General features: G+C 69.2%; 13 protein-coding genes. 9 read left to right on the top strand and 4 right to left on the bottom strand.

What is annotated here, in order from left to right; all coding sequences use genetic code 11:
• Positions 1–129 precede the first annotated feature (129 nt).
• From mfd to ACH413_RS23510, 4 genes are read left to right on the top strand one after another with little or no spacing between them, the layout of a single operon-like run.
• A complete protein-coding gene (mfd, locus tag ACH413_RS23525; protein WP_360045450.1) occupies positions 130–3,684 on the top strand; it encodes a transcription-repair coupling factor in 3,555 nt (1,184 codons plus the stop codon).
• Between the two features lie 14 nt (positions 3,685–3,698).
• Positions 3,699–4,640 carry a hypothetical protein gene (locus tag ACH413_RS23520; RefSeq protein WP_360045448.1) on the top strand — a complete coding sequence of 314 codons (942 nt, stop codon included), beginning with the start codon at positions 3,699–3,701 and terminating at the stop codon, positions 4,638–4,640.
• A complete protein-coding gene (locus ACH413_RS23515) occupies positions 4,637–5,557 on the top strand; it encodes a MazG family protein (RefSeq protein ID WP_360045446.1) in 921 nt (306 codons plus the stop codon). Before ACH413_RS23520 ends, ACH413_RS23515 begins: the two co-directional genes overlap by 4 nt.
• A gap of 29 nt (positions 5,558–5,586) precedes the next feature.
• On the top strand, positions 5,587–8,757 hold the full coding sequence (locus tag ACH413_RS23510) for a S41 family peptidase (protein ID WP_360045444.1): 3,171 nt from the start codon (positions 5,587–5,589) through the stop codon (positions 8,755–8,757).
• A gap of 1,444 nt (positions 8,758–10,201) precedes the next feature.
• Here ACH413_RS23510 and ACH413_RS23505 read toward each other — a convergent pair.
• The gene (locus ACH413_RS23505; RefSeq protein ID WP_360038174.1) at positions 10,202–11,020 is read right to left on the bottom strand and encodes a lytic murein transglycosylase; all 819 of its coding nucleotides are present in this window, start codon (positions 11,018–11,020) and stop codon (positions 10,202–10,204) included.
• A gap of 130 nt (positions 11,021–11,150) precedes the next feature.
• On the opposite strand from ACH413_RS23505, the gene efeU reads away from it, so the two are divergent.
• From efeU to efeB, 3 genes are read left to right on the top strand one after another with little or no spacing between them, the layout of a single operon-like run.
• Positions 11,151–11,975 carry an iron uptake transporter permease EfeU gene (gene efeU / locus ACH413_RS23500; RefSeq protein ID WP_360038171.1) on the top strand — a complete coding sequence of 275 codons (825 nt, stop codon included), beginning with the start codon at positions 11,151–11,153 and terminating at the stop codon, positions 11,973–11,975.
• 55 nt (positions 11,976–12,030) lie between these two features.
• Positions 12,031–13,113 (top strand): iron uptake system protein EfeO, encoded by a 1,083-nt coding sequence (efeO, locus tag ACH413_RS23495; protein ID WP_360038208.1) that lies wholly within the window; start codon positions 12,031–12,033, stop codon positions 13,111–13,113.
• Positions 13,110–14,351, top strand: coding sequence for an iron uptake transporter deferrochelatase/peroxidase subunit (gene efeB / locus ACH413_RS23490; RefSeq protein WP_360038168.1), 1,242 nt, complete (start codon positions 13,110–13,112; stop codon positions 14,349–14,351). Before efeO ends, efeB begins: the two co-directional genes overlap by 4 nt.
• On the opposite strand, the gene ACH413_RS23485 is transcribed toward efeB, so the two are convergent.
• From ACH413_RS23485 to ACH413_RS23475, 3 genes are read right to left on the bottom strand one after another with little or no spacing between them, the layout of a single operon-like run.
• Positions 14,352–14,723, bottom strand: a complete 372-nt coding sequence (locus ACH413_RS23485; protein WP_093602720.1) for a tetratricopeptide repeat protein — start codon at positions 14,721–14,723, stop codon at positions 14,352–14,354. It lies immediately after the preceding gene.
• Positions 14,724–14,733: 10 nt separating this feature from the next.
• Positions 14,734–15,678 carry a DMT family transporter gene (locus ACH413_RS23480; RefSeq protein ID WP_360038164.1) on the bottom strand — a complete coding sequence of 315 codons (945 nt, stop codon included), beginning with the start codon at positions 15,676–15,678 and terminating at the stop codon, positions 14,734–14,736.
• Positions 15,654–16,793: a MalY/PatB family protein gene (locus ACH413_RS23475; protein ID WP_360038161.1), complete on the bottom strand. Its 1,140-nt coding sequence runs from the start codon at positions 16,791–16,793 to the stop codon at positions 15,654–15,656. Before ACH413_RS23475 ends, ACH413_RS23480 begins: the two co-directional genes overlap by 25 nt.
• 50 nt (positions 16,794–16,843) lie before the next feature.
• Between ACH413_RS23475 and ACH413_RS23470 the strand changes: the two genes are divergently transcribed.
• Positions 16,844–17,293, top strand: coding sequence for an Lrp/AsnC family transcriptional regulator (locus tag ACH413_RS23470; protein WP_093602714.1), 450 nt, complete (start codon positions 16,844–16,846; stop codon positions 17,291–17,293).
• A 61-nt stretch (positions 17,294–17,354) separates the two neighbouring features.
• Complete coding sequence (locus ACH413_RS23465) at positions 17,355–18,872, top strand: BTAD domain-containing putative transcriptional regulator (protein ID WP_360038158.1); 1,518 nt, start codon at positions 17,355–17,357, stop codon at positions 18,870–18,872.
• Positions 18,873–18,909 lie beyond the last annotated feature (37 nt).

Genomic DNA, 18,909 nt, shown 5'->3' with positions numbered 1-18,909 from the left:
CGCTCGAGCCACCCGATAAGGGGTCGCGGAACGAGCTAAGGTGGATGGTGAGACCCCTCGTCCCAGGCAGGGGTCTGTCCGGCGTTCGGTGTTCGTGCGCCCATTCCGCACTCGACCGGGGTTTCTCACATGCCGCTGCTCGGCCTGCTCGATGGTGTCCTGCCCGACAAAGCCCTCCGCACGTTGATCGACTCCGCCGGTGTCCCCGAGCTGGAGCTGGACGGTCCGCTGGCCGCCCGCCCGCTCGTCACCGCCGCGCTGTCCACGGTCCGGCCGGTGCTGGCCGTGACCGCCACGGGCAGGGAGGCCGAAGAGCTGACGAACGTCCTCAAGGACCTGATCGGCGCGGACAAGGTCGCGTTCTTCCCCAGCTGGGAGACGCTGCCGCACGAACGCCTGAGCCCGCGCGCGGACACGGTCGGTGCGCGCCTGCAGATCCTCCGCCGCCTCAAGCATCCCGAGGGCAACCCGTTGCGGGTCCTCGTCACGACGGTCCGCAGCCTCATCCAGCCGATGGCGCCGGGCCTGGGCGACCTCAAGCCCGTGCACCTGAAGGTCGGCGAGGAGCAGGACTTCGCCGAGCTGATCACGCGCCTGGCCGAGAACGCCTACACCCGCGTCGACATGGTCGAGAAGCGCGGCGAGTACGCGACCCGCGGCGGCATCCTCGACCTCTTCCCGCCGACCGCCGAGCACCCGTTCCGCGTCGAGTTCTGGGGCGACGAGGTCAGCGAGATCCGGCCGTTCTCGGTGCAGGACCAGCGTTCGCTGCCGGTCGAGGTCACCGACTTCGTCGCGCCGCCGTGCCGTGAGCTGCTGCTGACCGACGACGTGCGGCACCGCGCGGCCGAGCTGGCCGAGGAGCACCGGTCCGACGCGCACCTCGCGGAGATGCTGGAGAAGATCTCGGGCGGCATCGCGGTCGAGGGCATGGAGGCGCTCATCCCGGCGCTGTGCCCCGGCGAGCTGCAGCTGCTCACGGACGTGGTCGAGAAGGGCACCCACGTCCTGCTCAACGACCCGGAGAAGATCCGGGCCCGCGCGGCCGACCTGGTCCGCACCGGGCAGGAGTTCCTCGAGGCGTCCTGGATGGCGGCGGCCGCCGGTGGCAAGGCGCCGATCGACCTCGGCCGCAGCGGGTACCAGGGCATCGGCGAGATCTCCGAGCACGCCAAGGCGAACGACCGTCCGTGGTGGACGCTCAGCCAGCTGACCACCGACGCGAGCGACGTCGTGCACCTCGACGTCAAGCCGGTCGAGGCCTACCAGGGCGACGTCGAGCGCGCGTTCGCGGACCTCAAGGCGCACACGGCGACGGGTGGCGCGGCCGTGCTGGTCGTGCCCGGCGCCGGTACCGCGCAGCGCGCCGTCGAACGGCTGAAGGAAGCCGAAGTCTCGGCCGTCTGCGTCGAATCCCTCGACGCGGCACCGAAAGCGGGCACCGTCACGGTCGTGCGCGGCGCGCTCGAGGACGGGTTCGTGCTGCCGGACCTCGCGCTGGTGGTGCTCACCGAGACCGACCTGACCGGCGGCCGCGGCGGTACGTCCACGAAGGACATGCGCCGGATGCCGTCCAAGCGGCGCAACGCGGTCGACCCGCTGGCGCTCAGGTCCGGCGACTTCGTGGTGCACGAGCAGCACGGCATCGGCAAGTACGTGGAGATGGTCCAGCGGACGGTCGCCGGCGCCACCCGCGAGTACCTGGTCCTCGAGTACGCCAGCAGCAAGCGCGGCCAGCCCGGCGACCGGCTGTTCGTGCCGACCGACCAGCTCGACGAGGTCAGCCGGTACGTCGGCGGTGAGCTGCCGACGCTGAACAAGCTCGGCGGCAGCGACTGGAAGAACACGAAGTCCAAGGCGCGCAAGGCGGTCAAGCAGATCGCGGCCGAGCTCGTGCAGCTCTACGCGGCCCGGCAGAGCGCCCCCGGCCACGCCTTCGCCAGTGACACGCCCTGGCAGCGCGAGCTGGAGGACGCGTTCGCGTTCACCGAGACGCAGGACCAGATGGCCGCGATCGACGAGGTCAAGGCCGACATGGAACGGTCCGTGCCGATGGACCGCGTCATCTGCGGCGACGTCGGCTACGGCAAGACGGAGATCGCGGTCCGCGCGGCGTTCAAGGCGGTGCAGGACGGCAAGCAGGTCGTCGTGCTGGTGCCGACGACGCTGCTCGCCCAGCAGCACCTCAACACGTTCGCCGAACGCATGCGCCAGTTCCCGGTGGTCGTCAAGGGACTGAGCCGCTTCACCGACCCGCAGGAGTCCGCGCAGACGATCGCCGGTCTCGCGGACGGCGAGGTCGACATCGTGATCGGCACGCACCGGTTGCTGCAGAAGACCGTGCGGTACAAGGACCTGGGCCTCGTGATCGTCGACGAGGAGCAGCGCTTCGGTGTGGAGCACAAGGAGCACATCAAGGCGTTGCGCACGCACGTCGACGTGCTGACGATGTCCGCGACGCCGATCCCGCGCACGCTGGAGATGTCGCTCGCCGGCATCCGCGAGATGTCCACGATCCTGACCCCGCCGGAGGAACGGCACCCGATCCTCACCTACGTCGGTGCGTACGACGACAAGCAGGTCGGCGCGGCCATCCGGCGCGAGCTGATGCGCGACGGCCAGGTCTTCTACGTGCACAACCGGGTCTCGACGATCGAGAAGGCCGCCAAGCGCATCCGCGAGCTGGTGCCCGAGGCCAGGGTCGTGACCGGGCACGGCCAGATGAACGAGGACAAGCTCGAACACCTCATCCAGGGTTTCTGGGAACGCGAGTACGACGTGCTCGTCTGCACGACGATCGTCGAGACCGGCCTGGACATCTCCAACGCCAACACCCTGATCGTCGAGCGCGGCGACCTGCTCGGCCTGGCCCAGCTGCACCAGCTGCGCGGCCGGGTCGGCCGTGGCCGCGAGCGCGGGTACTCGTACTTCCTGTACCCGGCCGAGACCCCGCTGACCGAGCACGCGCACGACCGGCTCGCGACGATCGCGCAGAACACCGAGCTGGGCGCCGGCATGGCCGTCGCGATGAAGGACCTGGAGATCCGCGGCGCCGGCAACATCCTCGGCGCCGAGCAGTCCGGTCACATCGCGGGCGTCGGCTTCGACCTCTACATCCGGCTGGTCGGCGAGGCCGTCGAGGCGTTCCGCAAGCACGCGGGAGCGGACGGCGGCGAGGTCGAGGAGGACCTGGCGGAGGTCCGCGTCGACCTCCCGGTCGACGCGCACATCCCGCACGAGTACGTGCCGGGCGAGCGGCTGCGGCTGGAGGCGTACCGCAAGATCGCGGGCGCGTCCGACGAGGCCGCGCTGACGTCCGTCTGGGACGAGCTCAAGGACCGCTACGGCACGCCGCCGGAACCGGTCGAGCGCCTGCTCGGCGTGGCCCGCCTGCGCCACGCCTGCCGTCGTCACGGGGTCACCGAGGTGATCGCGATGGGCCAGAACCTGCGGTTCGCGAAGCTCGAGCTGCTCGACTCGCAGCTGGTCAGGCTGCGGCGGCTGTTCCCGAAGGCCGTCTACAAGCAGGCCATGGGGACGGTCACCGTGCCTAGGCCGACGGAGGGAGCGGCGGGCGGCCGGATGGGTGCACCGCAGCTGCGCGACCAGGAGCTGTTGAACTGGTGCGGTGCGTTCCTCGACTCACTCGTGGGGACTCCCGTGACCCCGGTCACCAAGGCGTGAGAGGGTAGATCCTCGTGAGCACTGTTCTGAAGCGTTTCTCGCTGGTCGGTGTGGCTGTGGCGCTGTTCGCCACCGGATGCGCGACCGGGCCCGCGAAGGCCACCTCGGCCGCCATCGTCGGGGACCAGGCGATCGGTCTGCAGACCGTCCAGGACCGGACCGTGAAGGTGCTCAAGAAGGAGCCCGCGGCCCAGCAGATGCAGGACCAGGGCAAGCTCGACCAGGTCTCGAAGCTGGTGCTGGCCGACGAGATCAACCACAAGATCGCCGAGCGGGCCGGTCAGCTGGAGAACATCACGGTCGACGAGACCAAGGTGTTCGACGCGATCAAGGAGAAGGGCGGCCCCGAGGCCGCCGCCAAGCAGAGCGAGCAGGACGAGACCACGATCTACCGCCGTCAGCGCGACGTGCTGGTGATGGGTGAGCTCGCCCGCCGCAACCTCTCCACGCTCGAGGTCGTCATCGACTTCTTCCAGGTCCAGGACCCGAAGGAGGCCAAGGAGAAGGCCGCCGAGGTCACCGCGGACTCCTCGAAGATGTCGAAGTTCGTGCAGGAAGCGCCGCGCACCACCAGCGGCCAGCAGGCCTCGGCGACGAACCAGAAGGTCCGCGTCACCGAGAACCCGTCGCTGGTGCACACGATGCTGTGGGGCGTGAAGCCCGGCACCGTCGTCGCCTTCCCCGCCGACGAGCAGCAGTCCAGCTGGATGGTCGCGCTGGTCAAGGAGCGCAACAAGGTCTCGCCGACGCCCGGCGAGGACGACCTGATCGAGCGCATCGACCCGCAGCTGCTCGCCGCCTTCGGCCTGCGGATCGCGCAGTTCCTCACCGCGGACCTGAACATCGAGGTCAACCCCCGCTACGGCGTGTGGGACCCGACCAACGCGCAGATCGTCGGCAACCCCGGCGAGCGCGCCGGCTTCGTCGGTGTGAGCTCGACCAAGAACAAGTCTTGATCACCGTCGTCGTCCTGAGCGAGCGGCTCGACGCGGTACTGCCCGCCGCCGCCCTGCCCGCGTTGCGCACGGCCAAGGCCGTCTACGCGGGCGAGGGCGTGCCGCTGGAGTTCTGGTCCTCGCTCGGCGTCGACGGTCCCGCGCCCGCCGTCGTGGAGGACGGCGCGGTGGTGATCACGACCAACGCCTCTCAGTACCCGGACGCGACCGTGATCACGACGCCGGAGCCGTTGGGTGCCGCACTGCTCGACGCGGCCGCGGTGATGCACCGGCTGCGGTCGCCGGGCGGATGTCCGTGGGACGCCGAACAGGACCACGACTCGTTGCGCCAGTACCTCGTCGAGGAGACCTTCGAACTGCTGGAGGCGATCGAGGACGGCGACCGCGCGTCGATGCGCGAGGAGCTCGGTGACGTGCTCCTGCAGGTGCTGTTCCACGCCCGCGTCGCCGCCGAGGACCCCGAGGACCCGTTCGACATCGACGCCGTCGCGTCCGAACTGGTCGCGAAGCTCGTCGGACGGCATCCGCACGTCTTCGAGGGCAACGACCCGGCCGTGCACGACGCGACCTCGCAGCAGCACCGCTGGGAGGAGCTCAAGCAGGCCGAGAAGCAGCGCGAGTCCAGTGTGGACGGTGTCGCGCTGGGCCAGCCGGCCGTCGCGCTGGCCGCGAAACTGGTGCAGCGCACCAAACGCGCCGGCTTCCCCGTCGACCTGCTGCCCGAGGGCGACGACACGGGCACGACCTTGTTCGCCGTGACCGCTTTGTCCAAGCTCGCCGGTGAGGACCCGGAGACGGAACTCCGCCAGGTCTGCCGCCGTTTCGCCGCGAACGTTCGCGAGGCGGAGGCCAAGGCGCGGGCCGAAGGTCTAGTTTCTCTTGCGGCTGAGGACTGGCGGCGTTTTTTGCCCTCCTGAAACGGTGAGCGTGGGCTAACGTCGATCTCGTGACTTACCTTCGGTATCCGCATCTGCGCGGTGACTTGGTGACGTTCGTGGCCGAGGACGACGTGTGGCTCGCGCCCGTCGACGGAGGAAGGGCCTGGCGCGCGTCCGCTGACCAGGTACCGGCGCGCACGCCGCGGTTTTCGCCCGACGGCACGCAGTTGGCCTGGGCCAGCTGGATCGACGGCGCCCCGGAAGTGCGCGTGGCTCCTGTGGACGGTGGCCCCGCACGCCGGTTGACGCACTGGGGCGTGGCCCGTACGGCCGTGTCCGGGTGGACGCCGGACGGGCGAGTGCTCGCCGTGTCCGCCACGGGTCAGATGTCGCGGCACCGCAAGCAGGCGCACGCCGTTCCGCTGGACGGCGGACCTGCCGAGGTGCTGCCGTACGGGTGGGTCAACGACGTGTCGTTCGGCCCGGACGGCCAGGTCGTCACGTCGTCCAGCTACATGCAGGAACCGGCGTGGTGGAAGCGGTACCGCGGTGGCACCGCGGGCAAGCTCTGGGTGGACACCGAAGGGTCCGGCGACTTCGTCCGGGTGCTGTCCGGTCTGCAGTCGTCGCTGGCGAACCCGATGTGGGTCGACGGGCGGATCGCGTTCATCTCCGACCACGACGGCGTCGGCAGCGTGTTCTCGGTGCTGCCGGACGGCACCGACCTGCAGCGCCACACCTCCGGGGAGTTCTACGCCCGCAACGCTTCCACCGACGGCTCGCGGGTGATCTTCCACCAGGCGGGCGAGCTGTGGCTGCTCGACGGGTTGTCGGAACTGCGCAAGCTCGACATCAAGCTCGGCGGCCCCCGCACCGGCCTGCAACCCCGGCACGTCAAGGCTTCCGGCAACATCGAGTCCTTCAGCGTCGACCACACCGGCCGCGCCTCGGCCGTCGAGGTCCGCGGCTCCGTGCACTGGGTGACGCATCGCGACGGACCGGTGCGCGTGCTGGCCGACCGTTCCGACGTCCGCGCGCGGCTGCCGAAGGTGCTCGGCGAGACCGATCACGTGGTGTGGGTGACCGACGTCGAGGGCGAGGAGGCCCTGGAGGTCGCGCCCGTCGGCGGGGTCGAGCCGGGCAACACCGCGCGCCGTCTTGCCTCTGGTGCTTTGGGTCGCGTCATGTCCCTGGCCGCCGCGCCGGACGGTTCGCGCGTCGCCGTTGCCACGCACGACGGCCGTTTGTTGTTGGTGGACATCGCTTCCGGTGAGGTGCGCGAGGTCGTCAGCGGTGCGAACGCGCACATCACGCATCTCGCCTTCTCGCCGGACTCCGCGTGGCTCGCGTGGTCGCATCCCGGACCGACTCCGTTGCGGCACATCAAGATGGTGAACGCGGCGGATCTGTCCGTTGTGGACGTGACGCCGCTGCGGTTCGCCGACTTCGCGCCGACCTTCACCGAGGACGGCAAGTACCTGGCGTTCCTGTCGATCCGGACGTTCGACCCGGTCTACGACGCGCACGTGTTCGACCTGTCGTTCCCGACCGGCTGCCGCCCGCACCTCGTGCCGCTGGCCGCCACGACGCCGTCGCCGTTCGCCCCGATGCACGGCGGCCGCCCGGTCGGCGACGAGGACAAGGACTCCGAGGACGACGACGAGAAGGCCTCGGTCACGAAGGTCGACCTCGAAGGCCTCGCCGACCGAGTGGTGCCGGTGCCCGTCGCCGCCGCCGACTACCTGTCGTTGAAGGCGGCTCGCGGCGGTCTGCTGTGGCTGCGCCGGCCGTTGCTCGGCGTGCTGGGGGACAACCTGGCGTCGCCCGACGCCCGCCCGCCGCGCACCGTGCTGGAGCGCTACGACTTCACCAAGCAGAAGACCGAGTGCCTGGCGGACAGCGCGGACGCGTTCGCGGTGTCCGGCGACGGCAAGCGGATGGTCGTCGAGGACCGCGGTGACCTGCGGGTCGTGCCGTCCGACAGCAAGGCCGACGAGGACTCGGCCGACTACGTGGAGATCGACCTCGCCCGCGTGCGCGTCGTCGTCGATCCCGCGCTGGAGTGGGCGCAGATGTACGCCGAGAACGGGCGGCTCATGCGCGACCACTTCTGGCGCACCGACATGGGCGGCGTCGACTGGCAGGGCGAACTGGACCGCTACCGGCCGCTGGTGGCCGAGGTGGGCAGCCACGACGACCTGGTCGACCTGCTGTGGGAGGTGCAGGGCGAACTCGGCACCTCGCACGCCTACGTCTGGGGTTCGTCGCCGCACGTCCCCGCCTCGCGCCGGCAGGGCCTGCTGGGCGCGGATCTGCGGCGTTCTGGTTCTGACTGGATCGTCGAGCGCGTGATCCCCGGCGAGACGTCCGACCCGCACGCTCGCTCGCCTTTGTGCGCGCCAGGGGTGGCCGTGCGCGCTGGTGATGCTCTTGTGGCCGTGGACGGGCGTCCGGTCGGGTTGGCCGGGCCTGGGGCGTTGCTGGTCGGCACGGCTGGGAAGCCCGTGGAGCTGACCGTGCGTCCCGGTGGTGGTGGCGAGCTGCGTCGGGTCGTGGTGGTGCCTCTGGCTGATGAGGAACCTCTGCGGTATCACGACTGGGTCGCCAACCGTCGTGCGTTCACGCACGCGCAGTCCGGTGGCCGTGTGGGCTACCTGCACGTGCCGGACATGATGGGCGCCGGCTGGGCTCAGCTGCACCGCGATCTGCGGGTCGAGCTGGCTCGTGAGGCGCTTGTCCTGGACGTTCGTGAGAACGGCGGCGGGCACACCTCGCAGTTGGTGATCGAGAAGCTCGGCCGCAAGGTCATCGGCTGGTCTGTCGCCCGCGGCTACACGGCGTCCGAGTCCTATCCGCAGGACGCGCCTCGTGGTCCTGTGGTGGCGGTGGCCGACGAGTACGCCGGATCGGACGGCGACATCGTCAACGTGGCCATCAAGGAGCTCGGCATCGGGCCCGTTGTGGGGGTGCGTACCTGGGGCGGTGTCATCGGTATCGACATGCTGTACACGCTGGTCGACGGCACGATGGTCACCCAACCGAGGTACGCGTCCTACTTCAAGGGCCATGGGTGGGCCGTGGAGAACTACGGTGTCGACCCGGACATCGAGGTGGTCATGACGCCGTCCGACCGTGTTTCCGGCCGCGACCCGCAGCTGGAAAAGGCCGTTTCGTTGGCTCTGGAAACCCTTTCATCTTCCCCTGCCGCTCACGCTCCGGAGTTGCCGCCGCTGGGCTGAACACCCCATCGTGTGACTAAAGAACTGTGACGGACTGTTCCATGTGGACGATCAACCAGATGGAACAGTTCTCACCGTTCGGGGGTGTGCTGGAGATGAGTCACCGTGAAGAGCCGCGCAGTGGCCGTGGGTGCTTCGGGGCCGTGGTCGTCGTGCCGTTCCTGGCACTGGGCGGCATGTTCGCGTTGATCGCCTTGACGGGGTCGCCTGAGGACGCGCCGTTGGCCGCGCCTCCGCCTGCTCGGCCTTCTGCTTCTCAGTGGTGGACTGAGCCCTTTGAGACCGGGGATTCGCTGGCCACCGTTACGGAGACTGTGGTGGTGGAGGGGGCGGCTCGGGAGGTTCGGGCGGCTCGGCTTGCCACTCAGACTCGGGTTGTCGGGGCTACGGTTACTGAGACTGTTCGGGTTTCTGGTGCTAAGCCTGCTGCTACTGGGCGGAATGAGCCTGACTCGCCTGAGGGGCCTGAGTCGCCTGAAGAAGAAGAGCCGGCTTCGCCGTCGTCTTCTGGGGCGGCTTCGCCGCCTGTGGTCACGACTTCGGTTCCGTCCACTGTGTCCAGTGTTCAGCCTCCGCCTGTGGTGGAGACTCCGGTGGTTGTGCCGCCTGGGTCCACGGCTCCGCCTGCTGAGGTTCCGCCTTCCACGCCTCGGGCTGAGGATCCTGTTCCGCCTGTTGTCACCTCGCCTGTTGCTTCGCCTGTTGAGCCTCCTTGTGATCGGTCTGAGGTCCCTCCTTCGGAGGAAACGGGTTTCCCTGCTGAGGAACTGGCCACGTCCTCCGCGCCCTTGGCAGGGGTTTGAGGGTGGGGCTGAGGCCGTTTTCCGCCCGGCCTCAGCCTCCCCCTGTTTCTTCGCGTCGGTTTTGTGGGTCGTCCCCCGGTTGCGTTGGCGGCTTCCTGTTTCGAGTTCGTAGGTGGGTCACCTTGCGGGCGTCGCCGTGCGCTGATTCCTGGGGCTCCGCCCCAGACCCCGCCAATCTGATCAAAAGCCGGGGTCCACGCCATGCGTAGGTAGATGGCACGCCTGTTGCGTTGGGCGGAGGCGCGTTGCTTTGAGGGGCGCGTTGGTGGGGTGGCTTCGTCACGAGCCGTACCAAGAGCGGGCCACATCAGGGAAGGGGTGTCAAGCGGGCGAAAAGCGTGCCCGCTTGACACCCCTTCCCTGATGCAGCAAGAGCTATGGCACGACTCGTGACGAAGCCACCCCACCCAGACCGCACGGTAAGGACGGCTCGCCTTCGGCGTCGCGGACGAGTGGGCGCTTGCCGTGACCGCGCGCTTGGGCTGTCCGCCCTCATCCTCATCCGCCTGCCCGGCCTCGCGCCACCCGTCCGCCTGCCTGACCCGCTACTTCGGCATCGCGGGACTGTCAGACCTCGCGGCTAAGTTGGGTCGCGGGGGATCCTCAACCCAAGGGGACCCCTGCGTGAGCCTGCCCGTGGGCTACTGCGGGACGCTTGCCCGTGCGTAGGCGTCTGCCCCGCTGAACACGTTCTGGCCGTACTCCACGGAGTTGTTGTACGCCAGCACGGCTGCCCACCAGCCCTGGCCCGTGCCCAGGTCGCGGGCGCCGCCTCCGCACAGGTAGCGGGCTGCGGTCAGGGCCGCGTCGTCGATGTTCTGCGGGTCTGCCGGTAGGCCGTCGCCCGCTGCTCGTTTTGCCCAGCGGTTCCAGGTGCCCGGGATGAACTGCATCGGGCCCACGGCTCGGTCCCACGTGGTGTCGCCGTCCAGGCGGCCGCCGTCGGTGTCCTTGATCGCCTTTACGCCTGGGGCGCCGTCTAGAGGGATGCCGATGATCGGGCGGGACGGTAGGCCGTTCTCCTGCAGGCGGGCGCCGTTGATGTTGCCGTGGTGCGACTCGATTCGGCCGATGCCCGCGAGGGTCGCCCAGCTGATTCGGCAGGCCGGGAACTCCTGTTGCATCGTCAGGTCCGCTGCCGCGTAGGCGTGTACGGCTCGGACCGGGATGTCGGTTTTCGACGCTACTCGGGTTGCCCATTCGGCCAGTGGGTTGGCTGTTTGGGTGGTTCCTGGGGAGGCTGCGTTGCCCGGGGCCGCTGCGCCTGGTTCCACCTGCTGGATGGGGACCAGGAACGGGGGCGGGCCCAGCGGGGCCGCGCCTTTGCGGTTCAGCGCGCCCAGGCCCCAGGCGCCCGCGGCTACTACGACCATCAGCAGCAGCACCAGGACGATGCGGCCGAAGATGTTGCCGGAGCGGTTGCGGCGGGCGGGTTCCTGGACGGGCGGCGGCGGGACCATTGCACCCAGGTTACGTGCTTCCTGGAGCAGGTGGCGGGGTGAAGCGTGACGCAACCGGCACTGATGGCGTCTAGACAATCAGGTGAGGCTTACCTTAAATAAGGCCGACCTAATTTGTGGAGGCGTCGGGATGCTGTTTGCCAATGGGCTGATCGGGCTGCGTGAGGGCCTTGAGGCCGCGCTCGTGGTGAGCATCTTGATCGCATTCCTCGTGAAGACGGACAGAAGGCACGCGCTCAAGTGGGTTTGGGTCGGTGTTGCGACGGCGGTGGCACTGTCCGTAGCGGCCGGGGCGGTCATCACGTTCAGTGCTGCCGGCATGACGTTTGAGCAGCAGGAAGCGTTCGGCGGGACGATGTCGATCATTGCGGTCGCGTTCGTCACCGGAATGATCTTCTGGATGCGGCGCGCGGCCAAGACGATTGCCGTCGAGTTGCGCGGCAAAATGGACGAAGCGCTCAAAATCGGACCCTTCGCCATCGTTCTTGTGTCCCTTTTGTCCGTTGGACGGGAAGGGCTCGAGACGGCGGTCTTCTTCTATTCCAGCGTGCAGGCTGCCGGCGGGGGAACGACGGAGCCGCTCCTCGGGTTCCTGGCCGGGATCTTGGTGGCCGTCGTGATCGCCGCGCTGCTGTACCAAGGGGCGATCCGGTTCGACCTCGGCAAGTTCTTCACCGTCACGGGTGTGCTGCTCGTGTTCGTGGCGGCGGGCGTGCTCAGCTACGGGATCCACGACCTGCAGGAAGCCGCGATCCTGCCCGGGCTGAACACGCTGGCGTTCGACATCAGCGACACCCTGCCGGAGGACTCCTGGTACGGGGCGCTGCTCAAGGGCTTCTTCAACTACTCGCAACGGACGTCCGTGCTGCAGGCCATCGCGTGGGTCGGCTACGTGGCGGTGGTGCTGTCCCTGTTCCTCATCCGGCCGCGCCGTCGCGCCGCCGTGGCCAACTGATCATCTACTGGAGCAAACCGTGCGCAAGACAGCAGTCATCCTGGGCTCACTCGCGATGCTGGCGGCGTGCAGCAGCAACGGGGGCACGAGCGGCGCGAGTGGCAGCATCGCGGTCGAGGCCACCGACGACGCGTGCAAGGTCGCCAAGACCGAGGCGGGCACCGGCAACGTCACGTTCGAGGTGGCCAACAAGGGCACCAAGGTGACCGAGTTCTACCTCTACGCGGAGGGCGACCGGATCCTCGGCGAGGTCGAGAACATCGGGCCGGGGCTCACCCGCAAGCTGATCGTCGAGGTCACGGAGTCCGGCAAGTTCCAGACCGCGTGCAAGCCCGGCATGAAGGGCGACGGCATCCGCGGCGACTTCACCGTGACCGGTGACGCCAAGAAGTCGACCGACGGCAACGCGTTGCTGGCCGAGGCGACCAAGAGCTACGCGCGGTACGTCAGCTCGCAGGCCGACCAGCTGCTGGTGAAGACCGAGGAGTTCGTCAACGCCGTCAAGGCCAAGAAGGTCGACGATGCCAAGGTGCTCTTCCCCGTGTCGCGCCTGTACTGGGAGCGCATCGAGCCCGTCGCGGAGAGCTTCGGCGACCTCGACCCCAAGATCGACGGCCGCGAGGACGTCATCGAGGAGGGCATGGCGTTCACCGGCTACCACCGCCTCGAGAAGGACCTGTGGGAGTCCGGTCTGCAGGCCGACTCGGACAAGATCGCGGACCAGCTCCTGACCGACGTCAAGGAGATCGTGTCCAAGGCGAAGACCGTCGAGCTGACGCCCGTGCAGCTCGCCAACGGTGCCAAGGAACTGCTCGACGAGGTCGCCACCGGCAAGATCACCGGTGAGGAGGACCGCTACTCGCACACCGACCTGTGGGACTTCCGTGCGAACGTCGACGGGTCGCAGGCCGCGATCGCCGCGCTGCGTCCCGTGGTGGAGCAGAAGGACAAGGCGCTCGTGTCCACTTTGGACGAGAAGTTCAAGGCGCTCGACGAGGCGCTCGAGAAGCAGCGCAAGGGTGACGGCTTCAAGCTCTACACCGAGCTGACGCAGGACGAGATCAAGGCGCTGGCCGAGGCCGTCGACGCGCTCGGCGAGCCGGTCAGCAAGGTGGCGGAAGTGGTGTCGGCCAAGTGACGGGGGTTCCCCGCCGCAGGCTGCTCGGGTTCGCGGGCGCCGGGGTGGCGCTCGCGGGCGCGGGCGCCGCCGCCGGTGTCCTGGCGTCCGGATCACCTGAGATCGAGAACCTCTCCGCGGCGAAGGTCCCGTTCCGGGGAGACATCCAGGCCGGCATCACCACGCCCGCGCAGGACCACATGCACTTCGTCGCGCTGGACGTGAAGACGAAGAACCGGGACGAGCTGATCAGCCTGCTCAAGGAGTGGACGCTCGCCGCGGAACGCATGACGGCCGGTCAGGAGGCAGCGGAGAACGGTGCGGTCGGTGGCAACGCCGAGGCGCCGCCCAAGGACACCGGCGAGGCCCTCGACCTGCCCGCCTCCGCGCTGACGATCACCATCGGCTTCGGGCCGTCGCTGTTCGACGACAGGTTCGGGCTCAAGGACAAGCGGCCGGAGCGGCTGATCGACCTGCCGCGGTTCCCGCAGGACGACCTGGATCCCGCGCGCAGCAACGGGGACATCTGCATCCAGGCCTGTGCGAACGACCCGCAGGTCGCCGTGCACGCCATCCGCAACCTGGTGCGCATCGGGTTCGGGCGGGTCGCGGTCCGCTGGTCGCAGCTCGGGTTCGGCCGCACCTCCTCGACGACGCGGGACCAGGCGACGCCGCGCAACATGTTCGGGTTCAAGGACGGCACCCGCAACATCAAGGCCGAGGACACCGACCACCTCAAGAACCACGTGTGGGTGTCGAAGGAGGACGGGCCGGACTGGCTCGTCGGCGGCACGTACCTGGTGTCGCGCCGGATCCGCATGCACATCGAGATCTGGGACCGCACCTCGCTGGTCGAGCAGGAGCAGATCGTCGGCCGGACCAAGGGCGAGGGCGCGCCGCTGGGGCAGGCCAAGGAGTTCGACGAACCCGACCTGCACGTCAAGGGCGCCGGCGGCATCCCGTTGATCGGCGAGATCGCGCACATCCGGCTCGCGTCACCGGAGTCGTTGAACGGGGCCAGGATCCTGCGCCGCGGCTACAACTTCACCGACGGCTCCGACGGGCTCGGGCACCTCGACGCCGGGCTGTTCTTCGTGGCGTTCAACCGGGACTCGCGCACGCAGTTCGTGCCGATGCAGCAGGCGCTGTCCACAAAGGACGACATGATGGAGTACGTGGAGCACACCGGTTCCGGGCACTTCGCGGTGCCACCGGGCGTGCAGGAGGGCGGGTTCTGGGGCGACACCCTGTTCCGGTGATCAGTTCCCCAGGGCCAGCCGGGCTTTGACCTCGCCGAGCGCTTCCTGGTACTCGGGTGACGGGTGCATCGCGACCGCCATCCGCAACTGGGCGAGCGCCTCGGTGAGGCGGCCCTGCCGTTGCAGGGTCTTGCCGAGGGCGAACCGGGCGTAGTGGTCGCTCGGATCGAGGTCGAGCACCTTGCGGAACGCCTCTTCAGCCCTGTTGAGCTGCGCGGACCCGAGATAGGCCCGGCCGGCCAGCAGCTGCACCGACGGCGCCTCCCCGGCTTCGGCCAGCACCTGTTTCAGCTCGCGCAACGCGTCGAGCGGCCTGCGCTGAGCCATCAACGCCTCGGCCTTCCGAAACGCTTCGAAGGTGCCGTCCGTCATTCGATCAACGTTACCTACCGTCCGCCGGTTCTTCGACTGCCGTCCGGGCGACAGGACCTGAATGAGTGGCGGTGCCGAGCCAGCACGCTCCGAAACCGAGCACCAGTCCGGCCACGACTCCGGCCGTCGGCACCTGCCCGAGCAACGGCCACGCGATCAACGCCGTGACGGACGGGACCACAGAGGACAGCGTGGTCATCGCCGCCGCGCCGCCCCTGCGCACCCCGACCAGGAACAGCGACGCGCCGCCCATCGAGTTGACCAGCACCAGGAACACGAGGGTCAGCCAGAGCTGCCGCCAGTCCGTGACCGGGGAGCTCTCGGTCAGCGCCAGCAACCCGACGACCGGCACCGACACCGCGTGCTGCACGGCGTTGCCGCTGCGGAAGTCCGTGTCCCGGCAGAACCTCTGCTGGTACACGCCACCCGCGACGAACCCGAGCATGCCGAGCACCGTGAACACCGCGCCGGTCCCGAACGATCCCAGCCGGTCCCACAACGCCGCCAGCACCGCCGCGACCCCGAGCACCAGCCCGGCGACCTGCCTCAGTCCTATTCGGACACGGAACACCCAGGCGGCCACCACGGCCGTGAGCACCGGCGTGCACGAGATGACCAACGCGGTCACAGAGGCCGGCACGCCCATCCGCAGTCCGAGGTACACACCGGAGAACTGGCACGCCTGCACCAGCAACCCGGCCACGCAGGTGTGCACGAGCTGCCGTCCGTGCGGCCAGCTCGCGCTCGTCACCAGTGCCACGACCGCCATCAGCGCGGCGGCGATGGCGAACCGGATCGTGGTCATCAGGAACGGCGGCGCCACGGCCACCGCGAGGGCGCCGACCGGATAGCCGGACGCCCAGACCAGCACCGTCGCGGCCGCGAAGCCGGGTTTGATCCGCACGGACTCCAGCACTACCAGCCACGCCGCTACGGGGCGAGGGTTTCGTTCCACGCCTTGGACATCCGCAGGACCGCCTCGGTGATGATCTCCGGCGAGGTCGCGAGGTTCATCCGCACGAAGCCCGCGCCGCCGGTGCCGAACGAGTGCCCCGGGTTCAGCGCCACCTTGCCGCGCTTGAGGAACGTCCTGGCGGGGTTGTCACCGAGCGCGCGACAGTCCAGCCAGGCGAGATAGGTGCCCTGCGCCGGCGTGTACCGGACGGCCGGGAGGTGCTCGGCGAGCAGTTCGGCGAGCAGGTGCCGGTTGTCGTCGAGCCCGGCCAGCAGCGCGTCCAGCCAGTCGCCGCCCTCCCGCAGCGCCGCGGTGTGGGCGATGACCCCGAGGTGGCTGGGCCCGTCGGCCACCTCCTCCGGCAGTCGCGCCAGGTCGTCGGCCGACTCGGGCCCCGCCACGGCCAGCGCGGCCTTGAGCCCTGGCAGGTTCCAGGCCTTCGTCGCCGACATCAACGACAGCCCGTCGCCCGCGACGCTCAGGTACGGCACGAACCGCGCGCCCGCGGCCATGATCGGCGCGTGGATCTCGTCGGCCACGACGCGGATGCCGTGCTCGCGCGCCAGTTCGGCGACCTCGCTCAGTTCGGCGGCGGTGTGGACGGTGCCGGTCGGGTTCTGCGGGTTGCACAGCAGGTACACCGCTCCCCGCCCGGCCTCCTCGAACGCCCTGCGCAGCGCGCCGAAGTCGATCCGCCAGTCCGCGTCCAGCGGCGCCTCGACGACGGACCGGCCCAGAGACCCGATGAACATGTAGAAGGGCGGGTAGACGGGGGAGTTGACGACGACGGGCGCGTCCCGGTGGGAGACCAGCCGGAACATCTCGACGACGCCCATCATCACGTCGGGCACGATCCTCGTCCGCTCGATCTCCGGCGCCCAGCCCCAGCGCTGCTTCGCGAACTCCGCGAGCGCCTCCGCGTAGCCGGTGCCGACGGGATAGCCGGTGTCGCCGCGCTGGACCGCCTCGGTGATCGCCCGCGCCACCGGTTCGGCGAGCAGGACGTCCATCTCGGCCACCCACAGCGGCAGCACGTCCTCCTCGTAGTACCGCCACTTCATGCTGGTGCGGGTGCGCAGTTGGTCGAGGGTCAGCTGACGCAACGGGTTGGTCATGCAGCAAAAGCTAGGGGAACTCGCGGGCAAGGTGTTTGCGTTCTTTGCTCATGGACGCCGTGGACCGCAAAATTCTTGCTGAACTGCAGCGCGACGGGCGGATCACCGTCACCGACCTCGCCCAGCGCGTGCAGCTGAGCATCTCGCGCTGCCAGCGCCGCCTGCGCGAACTGGAACGCGACGGCGTCATCCACGGCTACCGGGCCGTCGTGGACGCGGCCGCCCTCGGGTTCGGCTTCGAGGCCCTCGTCTTCGCCAAACTGCGCCTGGACACCATGGACGACTTCGACCGCGCGCTCGTCGACGTGCCGAACGTGGTGGAGGCGCAACGCCTCTTCGGCAGCCCCGACTACCTGCTGCGCGTCGTCACCGCGGACCTCGCGTCGTACCAGCGGTTGTACGAGGAGACGCTGGCGAAGCTGCCGGGGGTGCGCGGGCTGACGTCGACGATCGTGATGAAGCAGGTGATCGAACCGCGCCCGTTGCCCGCCAACCCGTGAGACGGGAAGCGAGGAATGCCCGCGGGCGTTGTCACGTTGCATGAGCCTGCACTTCTCACTGATGGGTCCGGTACGAGCCTGGCGAGATGATGAGGAGATCGACCTGGGGCCGCGCCAGCAGCGCGCGGTGCTGGCGGCGTTGCTGCTGAACAACGGCATGCGGCTGAGCAACGACCAGCTGATCGGCATGGTCTGGGACGACCCGACGCCGAGCGCCGTCATGGCGTTGCGGACGTACACGTACAAGATCCGCAAGGCCATCCCCGAGCTGGACCTGAAGTCCAAGGACGGTGGCTACACGCTGCGGGCCGAACTCTTCGACGACTGCCGAGACGAGCCGCTCGAAGGCCTGAGCAGCACCTACTTCGAGGCCCAGCGGGCCAGGATCGCCAACGAACGGCTGCACTGCCGCGAAGCCCTGCTCGAACGCGAGATGAACATCCTCGAACTGCAGAAGCACGTCGCCGCCTTCCCGCTCAGGGAACGGACGCGCGCCCTGCTGATGCAGGCCCTCTACCGCGACGGCAGGCAGGCCGACGCGTTGGAGCAGTTCCACCAGGCGCGCGCCCTGCTCAACGACGAACTCGGCCTCGAACCCGGCCCTGAGCTGCGCGAGGTGCACGCGCAGATCCTCCGGGGCGAGCTGAACCTGTCGCGCCGGCCGGAGCAGTTGCCGCCCGGCCTGCCCGACTTCACCGGTCGCGCGGAGGAGATCGCGCAGGCACTCCGGGCCCTTCCGCGGACCGTCGGCATCACCGGCATGCACGGCAGCGGCAAGACGGCGCTGGCCACCCACGTCGCGCACCTCGCCAAGCACGGCTACCCCGACGGGCAGATCTTCGTGCGGGGCAAGGACGTCGCGAACGAGCTGCTGCGCGCGGTCGGCGTCGAGAACCCCCACGGCGACAAAGCCGCGCTGTGGCGGGAAAAGGCGCGCGGCAAGCGGTTCCTGATCGTCGTCGACGACGTCCACGACCCCGCCCAGATCGCGGACCTGCACACCCCCGGCTCGGCCATGATCCTCACGAGCGTGCGCCGGTGGAACGAGCTGCCCGGCGTGACGTGGGTGAAGCTCTCCGGGCTGACCGAGGCCGAGGCGAACCAGTTCTTCCGCAGGGTCCTCGATCCCGCCAGGGCCGACGCCGAGGCGGGGGTCACGGACGAGGTGCTGGCGCGCGTCTCGTACCTGCCGAACCCCATCCGCGTGCTCGGCGGCAAGCTCTCCGGCCGGCCGAACTGGACCGTCGCGATGCTGCTGGCCCAGATGAAGCGCGAGACGCAGCTCGGCGACGCCATCCCGTCCGACTGCACGGCGGTGCTGGCGCCGATGATCAAGGCGGAGCAGCAGCTCGGCGAGCAGGAGCGGCACATGCTGCGGTGCTTCGCGCGCCGCGAGACGGACGTGATCGACGTGTGCGAGGCGGCGGAGATGTCCGGCGCCGAGCCCGGCGCGATCGAGTTCGTGCTGGAGGCGCTCGCCGACGTGCACCTGATCGAACCGCTGGTGCTCGGCCGGTACCGGCTGCCGCAGTTCGTGCGGATGTACTTCGGATGGCGCGCACCCGTGCTGACCAGCTGATTCATTCGGAATTTATGGCCTGACGATGTGGCGTCGG

Origin of the sequence: Lentzea sp. NPDC020367, assembly GCF_044387305.1 — a bacterium.
GTDB lineage: Bacteria > Actinomycetota > Actinomycetes > Mycobacteriales > Pseudonocardiaceae > Lentzea.
The sequence above is the reverse complement of the archived record's forward strand: the minus strand, read 5'-3'. Positions and strand labels throughout refer to the sequence as shown.